A 14,511-nucleotide genomic window follows, 5' to 3' on the forward strand; every position below is an offset into this window, starting at 1 on the left:
ATAGACATGCCCGGAAAGCTCTTCCGGCGCAGACCGACATATGGACAGGGTGCATCATGCTTGAAATTCGTAATCTCCATGTGCGCTACGGCGGCATTCAGGCCGTTCAGGGCGTAAGCCTGAATATCCCGCGCGGCAGCATTGTGACGCTTATCGGGGCCAACGGCGCGGGCAAGAGCAGTATCATCCGCTCCATTGCCGGCCTGAACAAAACCATCAGCGGCGACATTCTGCTGACCCGGCACGAGGGCGACGCCCCGGCTTCGCTCATGGGCCTCAAGCCCGAAGACATGGTGCGCAAGGGTATTTCTCTTTCGCCGGAAGGGCGGCGTATCCTGCCCCATCTGACAGTGGAGGAAAACCTGCACCTGGGTGCGTATTCGCGTAGTGACAAGGCAGAAATAGCCCATGATATCGAGTGGGTATACAGCCTGTTTCCACGGCTTAAAGAACGTCTCTGGCAGAAGGGCGGCACGCTCTCCGGCGGCGAACAGCAGATGCTGGCCGTGGCCCGCGCGCTCATGAGCCGCCCCGATCTGCTCATGCTTGACGAACCTTCGCTGGGGCTTGCCCCGCTGCTGGTGCGCGAGATTTTCGACATCGTCAAGCGCATCAACGAAGAGGGCAAAACCGTCCTGCTGGTGGAACAGAACGCCTTTGCGGCGCTTTCTGTGGCGCACTATGCCTATATTCTTGAAGTTGGCAGGGTGGTGCTTGAAGGCCCCGGCCGCGAACTGCTTGAAAATCCCAAGGTCAAGGACGCCTACCTCGGCGGCTAGGCCTTCCCCTGATTACAGACCGCGTTGATCTGATCAGCGCTCAAACCGGCAATCGTATGACTGCCGGTTTTTTGTTGCTGCAAGCTTCGAAAAATTCAGCAAGCCCGCGATGTCATAAAGCCATGCCGCCGAGGTGAGCAAAATGCTGCGGCTTGCCACCCCGTGCCGGGGGTATTAGTATTCATGTTGGTTAAAAACAGTCCGGGGAGCAGGGCACTTACTGCCTTTGCCTCTGCGACCTTGCGACTGCAAATCCATAAGGAGCAAACATGCAACGCATACTTCTGTTATTGCCCCTGCTGCTGGCCTTGCTGGCTGGCGCGGCCTCTGCCGCACCGGGCGAACAGCGAACCCTGACCAAACTGCCCAATGGGCTTTCCGTGTATATCATCAAGGACAGCCGCTTTCCCCTGGTGGCAACGCGTCTTTACGTACGCACCGGTTCGGCCAATGAGGACGCAAAGCAGGCGGGCATCAGCCATCTGCTGGAGCACATGGTCTTCAAAGGTACAGAGCACCGACCCAAGGGTCAGGTGGCGCGCGATGTGGAAGCCCTTGGCGGCTACCTCAACGCAGCCACCAGCTTTGACAAAACATGGTACATGACGGACATGCCCGCCGCTCACTGGCGCATGGGCATGGACGTGGTGAAAGAAATGGCCTTTCAGGCTTCTCTGGATCCCAAGGAGCTGGAGTCGGAAAAAGAAGTGGTTATTTCCGAGCTTGAGCGCGATCAGGATTCGCCCATGAGCAGACTGTTTGAAAGCCTGCAGGTGTCCACACTCCAGAACACCCCCTACGGGCGGCCCATTATTGGTTTTAAGGAAACCGTGCGCGCCATCACTGCCGATGACCTTCGCGCCTATGTGCAGCGCTGGTATCAGCCGCAGAACATGCTGCTGCTGGTGGCGGGCGATATTGACCCGCAAGCTGTGATGCAACACGCGCAGGAACTTTTTGGCGCTATGGCCAACACCAACGATGCTGTTACGCCGCCGCAGGTTGATTTGCTTACTGCCCCCGGCGGTCAGCGTGTTGAAGTGGTGCGCGGCCCCTGGAACAAGGTCTATCTGGGCATGGCCTTTCCTGCGCCAGCCCTGCGGGACCTGCGCTCTGTGGATCTGGACGTGCTGAGCTACCTGCTTGGCGGCGATGGCACCTCGCTGCTGAGCCGCAAATACGAGTATGAAAAGCAGCTTGTGGACAGCATCAGCGTGGGCAACATGAGCCTTGCGCGCGCGGGCATGCTGTACATTACAGCCAATATGGCCCCGGAAAAGCTGGAGGCCTTCTGGCAGGGGCTGACCACAGACCTTGCCAAACTCAAGGCCGCAGACTTCAAACCCGAGGCCCTCAAGCGCGCCCGCTACAATCTTGAAGACAGCATGGACCGCTCGGCGGAAACGCTCAACGGTCTGGCCTCCTGGCTGGGCAGCGTCCAGTTTGAACTGGGCGGCGATGTGGCGGAACAAAATCTGCGCTTCACCCAGCGTAATGTTTCGCAGCCGCAGGTGCAGCAGGCCATTGACCTCTGGCTTGATCCCAGCAGGGCGCGGGTGCGTGTGCTTGCTCCTGAAAATGCCAAGCTGCCCGATCTGGAAGCCGTGCTGCAAAAGAACTGGCCCGGCAGCGCCGCTGCCAAAACTGCGCAGCAGGCTTCGGCTACTGCGGGTCAGCAGGAAGTGGTCGATCTGGGGCAGGGACGTACCGTCATTCTTATTCCTGATGCCACTGTGCCCTATGTGGCGGTTGATCTCATGCTGCCCGGCGGCAACGCCCTGCTGAAGCCTGACCAGCAGGGGCTGGCAGAACTGACGGCCAGCACCCTTGGCGATGGCAGCGGCAAACTGGACGCCCAGGCCATGGAACGCTATTTCGCCGACCGCGCGGCTTCGCTCTCCGCCAAGGCGGGCCTGCAAACCTTTACAGTGTCCCTGACCGGCCCGGCCCGGTTTAATGTCGATTATTTCTCCATGCTGGGCGAGGTGCTGGGCAAGCCCCGGTTTGAAGCCAAGGAAATCAAACGCGAAGCGGAAAACATGAAGGCCGCAATCCGCCAGCGGGCAGACAGGCCCACTTCCTTCCTGTTCTCACGCGTGAACCCCTTCATCTTCCCCGGCGGGCAGCCCTACGGCTACGACAGCCTGGGTACGGAAGCGAACCTCTCCAGGTTTACGCCCAAGGATGTGCGCTCGTTCTGGGACAAACAGCTCGTGCAGCCCTGGGTGCTGGCAGTGGCAGGCGATTTTGACCGCGAGGCCGTGCTGGCCTTTGCCCGCACATTGCCCGCGCCAGACAAAAAGGATTTCTCCTTGCCCGCCCCCTCATGGGGTGATGCCCGCAATCTTGATCTGCATCTGCCGGGGCGCAATCAGGCCCACGTGCTCCAGATGTTCAAGGCTGTGCCCTACACCAGCCCGGATGCCCCGGCGCTCATGCTTTTGCAGTCTGTGCTTTCCGGGCAGAGCGGCCTGCTGTTCAGCCAGATGCGCGACGAGCAGGGCCTCGGGTACACGGTCACGGCATTTTACCGCGCCATGCCTCAGGCTGGCATGATGGCTTTTTACATTGGCACAACGCCTGACAAGGTGGCGCAGGCGCGTGAAGGTTTTGCCAAGATTATTGCCGATATCAAGGCAAAACCTCTGCCTGCGGAATTGCTTGAAGCCGGAGCCAACCGTCTGCTTGGCGAATACTACCGCGACAAGCAAAGCCTTGATTCCCGCGCGGGCGTGGCTGCCACAGATGCCGTGCTGGGCCTGCCCCGTGATTTCAGCAAGTCGCTCATTGACAAGGCGGCCAAGCTGACCCCTGCGGATATTCAGGCCGTGGCGCAGAAGTATCTGGACGACAAAAACCTTTACAACATGATCCTGCTGCCATAGGCGGCGTTTCGGGTTTGTTGACGGGCCGCATCGGGTATACGATTGAGCTTCCCTGCAAAACGGCGGCGGAAGCGGAGTTGGGCCGATGCGGCCCCTTGTGATTATTGGCTGTTACGGAATGCTCAAACCCTGTTTGTCCGTACAAAAAAAGTTTTTATAAACGATATCTTCGGCAAGGGGCGGGCAAATAAAAATGTCAAGCCCGAGGTAAGTCCCCTTACGTGGGGGAGGCCGTCTTGAAAACCCGGCGTGGGTAGAGTAAGTTCTTGCCTGCGTTACGGGAACTGCTTTCTGAGGAAAGCTCGCCAGGTATCGGCTGCGGTCGCAGTGACGGGGCCTGGGCGGCAGCGCCATGTGGGCATGATGCCTGAATTCATGGCGAAATGTTTCAGCAGCGCCAATCAAAGCCACACATGTTGCGGGTCGGGTTGCCTGATCTGGCATCAGCCAGGGCGAACATTTTTGTTCCCGCCCTCGCTGTTTTGCGGCCTTGATGTAGTGAAAAATTGGGCAGGCAAGAAAATTCAATAGTGAATTCGCAGTGTTGCTACGGCACTAGGAGAGCTTTTTTGCGTGTGTTTATTGACAGGGTGCAATTCTTTTGAGATTTTCTAGACATTGAAAGCGCCATGGAGCTTAATAGGGAATTCCCGTGAAAATCGGGAGCGGACCCGCCGCCGTGTGCCTGTTCAACACCGCTTTTCCTCGTGTGCCACTGGATAAAACCGGGAAGGCCGAAAAGCGGCAGGCAAGCCGGAAGACCTGCTTTCAACCGTTCTAAGAAAGTGGAGCATCTGCAACGGGCTTTTGCAGATGAACCGTCAGAAAAGGGCCATTGATGGTCTCTCCGCCCGTTTTGTCCGGGCGGCCTTTTTGTTCATAGCCCACACGTTGGAGCGAAGTTCATGCTCGCCAGCATTATAAAGCGCGACGGCACGGAAGTGCCTTTTGATTCGGTCAAGATTCTCAATGCCATCACCAAGGCCAATCAGGCCGTTGGCGGTGAAGACATGTCCCCCACTGACCTGCTGTTTGTCACCGAAAAGGTGTGCAAAAAGCTGGAATCGCGCAGTCTCAAGCATGTGGAAGAAATTCAGGATGTTGTTGAAGAAACCCTGATTCAGTACGACTACGCCAAAAGCGCCAAGGCTTACATCCTGTACCGGGCCGAGCATACGAAAATCCGTAATGCGGAATCGTATCTCATGGATATCTATAAAAAACTTACGTATTCCCCGGCACTGCAGGAAGACATCAAGCGCGAGAATGCCAACATTGATGGCGATACGGCCATGGGCACCATGCTCAAGTATGGCTCCGAGGGCTCAAAATTTTTCATCGACAACTACATTCTGCCCAAGGATGCCTCCGCCGCGCACCTTAACGGCGATATCCACATTCACGACAAAGATTTTTACATGCTCACGGAAACGTGCTGCCAGATTGACCTTATCCCCTTGTTTAAAAATGGTTTTTCCACGGGGCACGGGCATTTGCGCGAGCCCAATTCCATTGAGAGCTATTCGGCCCTTGCCTGCATCGCCATTCAGGCCAACCAGAATGAAATGCACGGCGGCCAGAGTGTGCCGCATTTTGATTTTGCCATGGCCGAAGGCGTTATCAAAACCTACCGCAAGGAATATGAGCGCGCCTTTGCCGCATTTTTGCGCATTGCCCAGAATCTGGAAGAGCAGGCAGCCATTGACGCCGCCAGAGAAAACATCGCCCTGTTGCCCGAAGGCCCGCGCCTTGGCACCTGCGATGCCTTTGGAGAGGCCCTTGTGGCGGCTGTCCCCGAGGCCAAGCGCGAACTTGTGACGCGCGCGCATGCCTACGCTGCTGGCGAAGCCCTCAAATACACCGAGCGCCGCACCTATCAGGCCATGGAAGCATTGATCCATAACCTGAACACCATGAATTCGCGTGCAGGCGCACAGGTGCCTTTCAGCTCCATCAACTACGGCACGGATATTTCTGCCGAGGGGCGCATGGTTGTCAAAAACCTGCTGCGCGCCACCAAGGCCGGGCTTGGCAATGGGGAAACCTCCATTTTCCCCGTGCAGATATTCAAGGTGAAGTCCGGGGTCAACTATAATCCCGAAGACCCCAACTACGACCTTTTCAAGCAGGCCATGGATGTTTCCGCCATGCGGCTCTTCCCCAATTTCAGCTTTCTTGATGCGCCGTACAACCTCCAGTACTACCATCCGGGCGACTATAATACGGAAGTGGCCTACATGGGCTGCCGCACACGCGTGCTTGGCAACGTGTACGACAAGGACAGGCAGGTTACGTGCGGGCGCGGCAATCTGAGCTTTACGTCCATCAACCTTCCCCGGCTTGGGCTGGATGCGCGCGGTGATATCAGCCGTTTCTACGCACTGCTGGACGACAAGATCGATCTGGTGTTCCGCCAGTTGCTGCATCGGCTCAAGATCCAGAGCGCCAAAAAGGTGCGCAACTATCCCTTCCTCATGGGCGAGGGCATCTGGCTTGATTCCGACAAGCTGGGTTGGGACGACAGCATTGAAGAAGTGATCAAGCACGGCACCCTGACCGTGGGCTTTATCGGCCTTGCCGAAACGCTCAAGGCTCTTGTGGGCCAGCACCACGGCGAAAGCGAAGATGCCCAGAAGCTTGGCCTTGAGATTGTTACGCACCTGCGCAGGCGGTGCGATGACGAAGCTGAAAAGACCGGGCTCAATTTTTCACTCATCGCCACCCCGGCGGAAAGCCTGAGCGGGCGCTTTGTCAACCTCGACAAGGAAAAGTTCGGCAGCATCCCCGGCATCACTGACAGGGATTACTACACCAACTCGTTCCACGTGCCGGTGTACTGCCCCATCAAGGCCTTTAAAAAGATACAGATCGAGGCTCCGTACCACGCGCTGACCAATGCGGGCCACATCACTTATGTGGAGCTGGATGGCGATACCTGCAAAAACCTTGAGGCCTTTGAGAGCATCATCCGTTTTATGCACGATAATGGCGTTGGTTACGGCTCCATCAACCATCCTCTGGATCGCGACCCTGTCTGCGGCTATGTGGGCGTGATCAACGGCGCCTGCCCCCGTTGCGGCCGCAAGGAAGGCGAAGGCGTGAGCGCCGAGCTGCTTAAAGAACTGCGTAAAAAATACCCGCACACCCCCAAGTGGGACTAGCGGTCATATACAATTTTCATCAACTTTTGCTTATAGAACAAGGAGAGCGACAATGCTAATGAAATCGCGTCTGTTCGAGGAAACCAAGCCCGCGCAGAAACTTGTGGGTCAGGATGTGGGTTTTGAACGTACCCGCCGCATCACCGGTTACCTTGTGGGAACGCTTGACCGTTTCAACAACGCCAAGCGCTCGGAAGAGCGCGATCGTGTCAAGCATGCCTGAATCCGGTAATGCCGGGGTCATGCGGCTGTCAGGCATTGTGGAGGAATCCATAGTGGACGGCCCGGGCCTGAGGTATGTCCTGTTCACGCAGGGTTGCCCGCATCACTGCAAAGGATGCCACAATCCGCAGACGCACGACTTTGAGGGCGGCTTTCCGTTTACGGCGGAGGCCGCCCTTGCCCAGATTGGGGAAAACCCTCTTCTGGCGGGCGTGACGCTTTCTGGGGGTGAGCCTTTTGAACAGGCCCAGGCGCTCTGCGCGGTGGCCGAGGGTGTACAGGCCATGCGCAAAAATGTGATGGCCTACACGGGGTACACCTTTGAAGCCCTGCTTGCCCGCAATGACTACTGGACAAACCGGCTGCTGGAACTGACGGATGTTCTTGTGGATGGCCCCTATGTGGAAAGCCTCCGCGACCTTGAGTTGCAGTTCAGGGGCAGTTCAAACCAGCGCCTTCTTGACCGCGCCAGCCGTGAGCGAATAGCGGCAGCATTGCGCAGCTGTTGAATTTTTTACGAGTCCTGACAGTTTGTTCTGCCGGTAACGTCTGTTCCCCGCTTTTCGCGGGGTTTTTTATTGGGGTCTGGCCGCAGAAGGCTTACTGCTCTGGTGTGGGCTTTGTGCCGGTCACATAGGAGGCAAAGCCCACATCCATCTGCTGTATGTGATCCACCAGCCATGTTTTCAGGTATTCCAGCAGGGCAATATCAATAAAGGCCTTGTCGTCAAGCACGGCCTCCCTGAGTTCTGTCACTGTTTTTCTGAAATTCTGGTGCACTTCAATGTGCCTTGCCGTGAGCGGATAAGCCGTGCGGCTGAAGAATATTTCTTCTGTGGCAAAATGGCTGAAGGCATAGCCCGTCAGATCATCAAGAATTTCGAGCAGCAGCTTTTTATCGCAGCCTTTCTGCATTCCAAGGTGCAGCTTGTTGATGTACGAAAGCAAGAGCTTGTGCTGGCCGTCAATGACAGGAATGTTCGTGTTGTAACGGCTATCCCAGGGGAAAGCCTCTGCAAGCGCAGTATCTGCTTCGTCTTTGTCCGTGGCGGCTGCGTTCAAAAGCTGGCTGGCGTGCAGCAATATGCTTTCGCTATGGTGCAGCGCCGCAGAAAGGGCAAGAATATGCTCCCTGATGTGCGGGCTGTCCACGGGCAGCCCCTTGTCCGCATCAGCGGCAGTGGCCAGGTCGTTCAACTCTGGCTGGGCTTTGCGCAGGGCCGCAAGGGCCGTCTGCTGCGTCTGCATGTCCACAACGCGTCTTTCGCGCAGTTCCTGAATTTCCTGCTGGAGTTTGTCTGCTGTTTCGCGCGCCTCGGCAAGGTCGTGACGCAGCGTTGCCTCTCTGGCATTGAGGCTGTCTTCCAGAGCGCGCACAACATCGCAGGCCGTGGGTATGGACGGGATTTCAGTGCAGTCCGGTTGCGCAAGGGCAGCTACGAACGTGCGCAGGGGCAGCAGGAGGTATCGGTAGAGCAGCACAAGGCCGCAGAGGGAAAAAATCAGGGAGAGGACAACTGCAAGCCGGGAAAAGGGCGGGGTGAGTTGCATGGCGATAATGCCAGCCAGGGGAGCAATAATCAGAAAAATGATTGGAACGCCCATCTTTCCCCCCGTCAGTGGGTATGGCTACCCAGTTCAAGGTTGCCTGGCAGCCCTTGCCGCCTCATCGCACAGCCTGCGCATAACCACAAAGTTTGCTGCGGCCTTGCGTTGGGCGCGTATGCGCTCTTTATTGACGCGTAGCACATTATCGGCCAGGAGCGCTACCACGCCTTTGTCCAGGTAGCCGAGTTCCGCCATGGATGCGATGATTCTCATGGCTTCGGCCAGAGGCATGCCGCTACGGTAGGGGCGGTCTTCTGTGAGGGCTGTAAAAACATCCGCCACGGCGATGATACGCACAGGGAGCGTCAGGCTGCTTCCTTCAATTTTGTGGGGATAGCCCGTGCCGTCAATGCGTTCGTGGTGTCTGCCGCCCCATTCCTGCACACAGGTAAAACCAGGTATGGAACCCAGCAAATTCATGCTGATTTCAGCATGTTTTTGGATTTCCTGCACTTCCTCAGGCGTAAGCGCCGCTGGTTTTTCCAGAATTTCGAGTGGCACCGCAAGTTTGCCAATGTCATGCAGCAGACCGGCCACAAACATGGTCGTGAGATCATCGGCGTCGGCCATGCGGGTTAGCCTGAGCAGCATGCGCGCCGTATAGGCCACGCCCAGGGAGTGGGTGGCGGTGAAGGGGCTTTTGGAGTCAATGGTTTGCGAAAAAAGCCCGCACAGTTCCACAAGCTGCACCGGGCCAAGAATCACAGAGCCAAATGCCGTGGTCAGGTATTCTTCCATACGCTCGTGGCTGTTCAGAAATGCTGAAATTTCCGAATCATGAGCCAGGGTTGCCAGCGCTTCAAGGCAGGCTTGGGCGTATTCCCTGTCTTTTGCCTGCAGGGTGAGGCAGATGCTTTGCAGATCAGAAGCCTGCTTGCCCCGCAGGGCCACGTCAACCCGGTCAGCCATGTGGATGCAGTTGGCTGGCAGTGCGTGCTGGTCGGAGGCCTCATAACTGCACCATTCAGTATGGTGATGCAGCACCATGTCGCACACAGGCCTGGGCAGCCCCGCAGTCTTGCAAAAGGCCCAGCCAGCCCGGCAGTGCAGGGCTTTGTTGCGCTCAAATATGAGGTCACGCGTATCGCTTTTGAGCGGCACTGCTCCAATATCGTGCAGCATGCTGGCCATAAGCATATACTTGCGCGTGGTGCGTGATATCCGCATGCGTTCGGCAATAACCTGACTCAAAAAGGCAACCCGCAGATGGTGTCCGGCAAGAAGCGGCGTAACCATGTCCAGCGCGCGCGAAAAACCCATCAGCAGATCAAAAAGGCGAATTGAACGCATGAAACCTCACTCTCACCAATCGGAACAGATATTCAAAGTAAAATAATAGGACAACCGGCCCCCGGAGGCAATAGGCTCATTTGCACAGAGGCTGACAGAAAGCGTACTTTTTTGCATCATGGGCGTTACGTAAGCCGCATGTTGCAGTTGCGCAGAGTTTTTGCCGGAGACGTAAATGTGCCGCACCCGGATGAGTGCGGCACATAATCTACAGGCATTGGAATCTGCGCCAAATGTGGCTTGAGCCAGGATTAATCCTTGAAGGGAGAAATCATGCGCAGGGTCTTGATGACATCAGGGAAGTTCTGGATGACAAAGTCCACTTCTTCCTGCGTGGTGTAGCGGGAGAGGGAAAGGCGGATGGAGCCGTGGGCGTAAGTAAAGGGCACACCCATGGCGCGCAGCACATGCGAAGGTTCGAGGCTGCCAGAGGTGCAGGCAGACCCGGAGCTTGCGCAGATGCCGAGCCTGTCGAGCATGAGCAGGATGGCTTCGCCTTCCACGTTTTTAAATGCAATATTGGTGGTGTTGGGCAGGCGGTTATCCACATCGCCGTTCACCATGCAGTCGGAGATACGTTCAAGCAGGCCCTGTTCAAGCCTGTCGCGCAGCATGGCTACGCTGACGCGTTCTTCCTGCATGTGCGCAATTGCAAGCTGAGCCGCTGCGCCAAGCCCTGCAATGTACGGTACATTTTCCGTACCCGCACGGCGGCCCCGCTCCTGATGGCCGCCCCGCAAAAACGGGCGGAAGCGCACACCCTTGCGCACATACAGCACGCCAATACCCTTGGGGGCGTGCAGCTTGTGGCCGGAGAGCGAAAGCATGTCCGCAGGCAGATGGGCAAGGTCAATGGGCGTTTTGCCCACGGCCTGCACTGCATCCGTATGGAACAGCACGCCGCGCTCGCTGGCCATTTCAGCCATGCGCTGGATGGGGTAGATATTGCCCACTTCGTTGTTGGCAAACATGATGGACGCCAGCGCAGTATCAGGCGTGAGGGCGGCAGCGTATTCATCAAGGTCAAGGCGTCCCTTGTTGTCCACGCCAAGGTAGGTCACCCGGTAGCCCTGGCGTTCCCAGTGCTGCATGACGCTGAGCACGGCTGGATGCTCCACGCGGGTGGTGATGAGGTGGCGCTTTTCGGGCTGGGTCTGGATGGCAGACCATATGGCGGCGTTATCGCTCTCTGACCCGCAGGAAGTAAAGATGATTTCGTCCGGGTTTGCGCCCAGCAGACTGGCCATCTGCTCACGGGCTGTTTCGACCGCATCGGCCACCTGACCGCCAAATGTGTGCATGCTTGAAGGGTTGCCGTACAGCTCGTTCAGATAGGGCAGAATGGCATCGCGTACTTCAGGCGCAACAGCCGAGGTGGCGTTGTTGTCAAGATAGATGGTTTTCATGGCGGTTAGGCCTCCTCAACCACGATGTCGGCTTCAACATGTTCGCGCAGCAGGCGCTGCACCAGATCGCGGATGGTCACTTCGCTCGAACGGCACTGGGCGCAGCGCCCGCGCAGGGAGACCACAACGCGCAGACCGTCCACATCCACCAGTTCAATATCGCCGCCGTCAGCAGCAAGCTGCGGGCGGATTTCTTCGTCAATGGTCTTGAGCACCTTCTGCATGCGCTGCACGTTGGTGAGGCGCGGCTTGGGCTTGAGCTCGACCAAGGGCTTCTGCTTGAGCTGGGCGGCCAGAATCTCGGCGATTTCATCAAGGCATTCGCCGCATGCACCGCCAGCCTTGGTGTAGTTGGTGATTTCTTCAACGGTCTTGAGGCCGTTTTCAGTGATGGCTCGGATAATCTGGGCATCCGTGATGCCAAAGCACTTACACACCAGCTTGCCGTCTTCATGGGCATGGGGTACGGGCGGTTCGCCCTTCCATTGACGGATGGCGGCTTCAAGCGCCTCCTGGCCCATGACGGAACAGTGCATCTTCTGCTTGGGCAGACCGCCCAAAGCGTTGGTGATGTCCTTGTTGGTGATCTTGAGCGCGTCTTCAACAGACATGCCCTTGACCATGTCGGTCAGCACAGAGCTTGAAGCAATGGCGCTGGCGCAGCCAAATGTTTCAAAGCTGGCGTCTTCAATGATGTGCTGGTCGTTGATCTTGAGATATAACTTGAGGGCGTCGCCACAGGTCAGGCTGCCGACTTCGCCAATGGCGTTGGCGCCTTCAAGGGGACCCACATTGTGCGGCCGCAGAAAGTGGTCGTGTACTGCTTCAGTGTAATTCCACATGATTGCCTCCCGTTACGGAGCATTTCTCTGAGTCTATAATTTCCTGCAAGGTGCGCTTTTGCAGGAAGGAGCGGATGTGCCCGTCCAGTTCTGTCCAGAAGCCCCGGGTGGAGCAGTGGGATTCGCGTTGACAATGGCGGCCCTTGCTCAGACAGCGCACAGGGGAAATTTCACCCTCAAGATGCTGAAAGACTTCTTCAATGTTAATATCTGTTGGCGACTTGGCAAGTGAGTACCCGCCGCCAGAACCGCGCACAGCACGCAAAATGCCCATGGGGCGCAGTGCCCGCACTATCTGTTCCAGATAGCCCGATGAGATGTTTTCTTCTCGGGCCACCTGCCCCAGTTGCAAAAGAGAGCCCTGGGGCTGGGCCGCCAGACGCAGCAAAAAGCGCAATCCGTAACGGGTTCTGGTAGAAAATCGCATAGGCATCCTCGTATCCTGTAGGGGTTCAGGATTATGAACTCTTACTTGCCCTGCCGGTCACGGGCAATGGCAGTAAGGCTGAAGGGCGTTTCCTGGTATACGTAGTAGTTGAGCCAGTTGCAGTAGAACAGGTGCGCGTGCGCCCTCCAGTTCATGCTGGGCAGACGGCTGGGATCGTTGGCAGGATAGTAGTTACTGGGCGGTATGGGGGTCATGCCCCGTTCCTGATCGCGGCGGAATTCCGCGTCCAGGGTGCCCCTGTCGTACTCAAGGTGCCCGGTCATGAAAACCTGCGAGTGATCGCGGCTTTCTACCAGGGCAAGCCCGGCTTCTGGCGATTCTGCCAAAATGCGCAGCGCAGATTGCTTGCTCACATCCTCTGCGCGAACTTCTGTATGGCGCGAATGGGGCGCGGCAAAGGTATCGTCAAAGCCGCTGAACAGGCGACAGCCGGGCTGCAGGATGTCGTGCTGGAACACGCCGGATACTTTGGCAGGCAAGGCATACTTGGGGATACCGTAAAAATGGTACAGGGCCGCCTGCGCCGCCCAGCAGATGTACAGGGTGGAGTACACGCGGCTTTGCGCAAAGGTCATGATGTCCAGCAGTTCGTGCCAGTAGTCCACATCCTCAAAAGGGAGATGTTCCACCGGAGCGCCGGTGACGATCATGCCGTCAAAGCTGCCGTGGCGAATTTCTGAAAATGTCTTGTAAAAGCGCTCAAGATGCTGTGCGGGAGTATTTTTGGATTCGTGAGCTTCAGTGCGCAGCAGGGTGATGTTGACCTGGAGGGGCGAATTACTCAAAAGCCGCAGCAACTGCGTTTCTGTAGCTATCTTGGTGGGCATGAGATTGACGATGGCGATTTCCAGCGGACGAATGTCCTGCTGGACAGCGCGATCTTCCGTCATCACAAAGATGTTTTCGCTTTCAAGCGCTGCACAGGCGGGAAGATCAGCAGGAATCTTGATGGGCATGTGGATGATCCTTTACAGCAAAGCAGTCTTACTTGGCAGTGCGTTCACTGCCCCTTACGGCCCCGTCTGCGGGTTACGGTTTTTGGGCAATCCATGTAATAAAAGCCCGCCCGTAAAACATAGCATTACACTATGTTTTGTCAAGGCGGACTTTAGGTATTTCCTACATGGGCATTTCTTGCCCACGTATACTTCTTGTAAGATATCTACAATTGTACAATATGCGTCTCCGGCGTCAAGGTGCTGCCTGCGGCCTCAATGGCGCGGTGCGCCAGCCTGTCCAGCCCGCCGCAGCAGGGTACGCTCATGCGCAGTACGGTAATGCCCGCAATGCCGCCCTGCTTGATGATGGCTGTGAGCCTTTCGACCAGCACTTCATTGTCTTCAAGCTTGGGGCAGGCAATGATGGGCACACGCCCGCGCATCCAGTCCGTATGCAGATTGGGCAGGGCAAAGCCTGCGCAATGGGCTGCCAGCAGGATGTTGGCCCCGCGCAGATAGGGCGCTGTGGGCGGAACCAGCCGCAACTGGATGGGCCAGGTGGGCACCTGCGCCCGCAGGTCTTGCGATCCGGCGGGGGCCATGGTTGCAGGGCTGCCGGTCAGCGGGGTGAACGTGCGCGCCATGCTGCCGGGGCAGCCGCCGCCGTGCGGGCGGTGGGGCTGGGCGGTTCCATCCCTTTTTGCCTTGGCGGCAAGGGCCGCCTCCTCATCAAATTCGGGCGCTTCCCTTTCCACAAGGCGCAGCGCGCCCTCGGGGCAGTTCAGACACGCGCCGAGGCCGTCACAGTAGACATCGCTGACGAGTTTGGCCTTGCCGTCAATGATGGCAAGCGCGCCCTCAGCGCAGTCGAGTACGCATTGCCCGCAGCCGTTGCACTTTTCTTCGTCAATCTCAATGATGGGACGTTTCAT

12 protein-coding genes and 1 riboswitch are annotated in these 14,511 nt (G+C 57.3%); of the genes, 5 read left to right on the forward strand and 7 right to left on the reverse strand.

What is annotated here, in order from left to right:
• The first annotated feature begins 56 nt into the window (after window positions 1-56).
• From G449_RS0107340 to nrdG, 5 genes are all read left to right on the forward strand, one after another.
• Window positions 57-779: an ABC transporter ATP-binding protein gene (locus tag G449_RS0107340; protein ID WP_022658660.1), complete on the forward strand. Its 723-nt coding sequence runs from the start codon at window positions 57-59 to the stop codon at window positions 777-779.
• A gap of 269 nt (window positions 780-1,048) precedes the next feature.
• A complete protein-coding gene (locus tag G449_RS0107345) occupies window positions 1,049-3,664 on the forward strand; it encodes a M16 family metallopeptidase (RefSeq protein WP_022658661.1) in 2,616 nt (871 codons plus the stop codon).
• Window positions 3,665-4,269: 605 nt separating this feature from the next.
• A riboswitch (cobalamin riboswitch) is annotated at window positions 4,270-4,448 on the forward strand.
• A gap of 121 nt (window positions 4,449-4,569) precedes the next feature.
• The gene (locus G449_RS0107350) at window positions 4,570-6,825 is read left to right on the forward strand and encodes an anaerobic ribonucleoside triphosphate reductase (protein WP_022658662.1); all 2,256 of its coding nucleotides are present in this window, start codon (window positions 4,570-4,572) and stop codon (window positions 6,823-6,825) included.
• 52 nt (window positions 6,826-6,877) lie between these two features.
• Window positions 6,878-7,048, forward strand: a complete 171-nt coding sequence (gene nrdD / locus G449_RS18270; RefSeq protein WP_034605181.1) for an anaerobic ribonucleoside-triphosphate reductase — start codon at window positions 6,878-6,880, stop codon at window positions 7,046-7,048.
• Window positions 7,041-7,556: an anaerobic ribonucleoside-triphosphate reductase activating protein gene (gene nrdG / locus G449_RS16425; RefSeq protein ID WP_022658664.1), complete on the forward strand. Its 516-nt coding sequence runs from the start codon at window positions 7,041-7,043 to the stop codon at window positions 7,554-7,556. Before nrdD ends, nrdG begins: the two co-directional genes overlap by 8 nt.
• A gap of 91 nt (window positions 7,557-7,647) precedes the next feature.
• On the opposite strand, the gene G449_RS0107365 is transcribed toward nrdG, so the two are convergent.
• The 7 genes from G449_RS0107365 to G449_RS0107395 form a co-directional block, all read right to left on the reverse strand.
• Window positions 7,648-8,652: a bacteriohemerythrin gene (locus tag G449_RS0107365; RefSeq protein ID WP_022658665.1), complete on the reverse strand. Its 1,005-nt coding sequence runs from the start codon at window positions 8,650-8,652 to the stop codon at window positions 7,648-7,650.
• Window positions 8,653-8,685: 33 nt separating this feature from the next.
• A complete protein-coding gene (locus G449_RS16430) occupies window positions 8,686-9,945 on the reverse strand; it encodes an HD-GYP domain-containing protein (protein ID WP_022658666.1) in 1,260 nt (419 codons plus the stop codon).
• 251 nt (window positions 9,946-10,196) lie between these two features.
• Window positions 10,197-11,351, reverse strand: coding sequence for a cysteine desulfurase NifS (gene nifS / locus G449_RS0107375; protein ID WP_022658667.1), 1,155 nt, complete (start codon window positions 11,349-11,351; stop codon window positions 10,197-10,199).
• A gap of 5 nt (window positions 11,352-11,356) precedes the next feature.
• Window positions 11,357-12,193 carry a Fe-S cluster assembly protein NifU gene (gene nifU / locus G449_RS0107380; RefSeq protein WP_022658668.1) on the reverse strand — a complete coding sequence of 279 codons (837 nt, stop codon included), beginning with the start codon at window positions 12,191-12,193 and terminating at the stop codon, window positions 11,357-11,359.
• On the reverse strand, window positions 12,177-12,620 hold the full coding sequence (locus G449_RS0107385) for an RrF2 family transcriptional regulator (RefSeq protein ID WP_027180794.1): 444 nt from the start codon (window positions 12,618-12,620) through the stop codon (window positions 12,177-12,179). Before G449_RS0107385 ends, nifU begins: the two co-directional genes overlap by 17 nt.
• Before the next feature lie 41 nt (window positions 12,621-12,661).
• A complete protein-coding gene (metA, locus tag G449_RS0107390; protein ID WP_022658670.1) occupies window positions 12,662-13,597 on the reverse strand; it encodes a homoserine O-acetyltransferase MetA in 936 nt (311 codons plus the stop codon).
• Window positions 13,598-13,803: 206 nt separating this feature from the next.
• Window positions 13,804-14,511, reverse strand: coding sequence for an ATP-binding protein (locus G449_RS0107395; protein WP_022658671.1), 708 nt, complete (start codon window positions 14,509-14,511; stop codon window positions 13,804-13,806).

Source organism: Desulfovibrio desulfuricans DSM 642 (genome assembly GCF_000420465.1).
Classification (GTDB): domain Bacteria; phylum Desulfobacterota; class Desulfovibrionia; order Desulfovibrionales; family Desulfovibrionaceae; genus Desulfovibrio; species Desulfovibrio desulfuricans.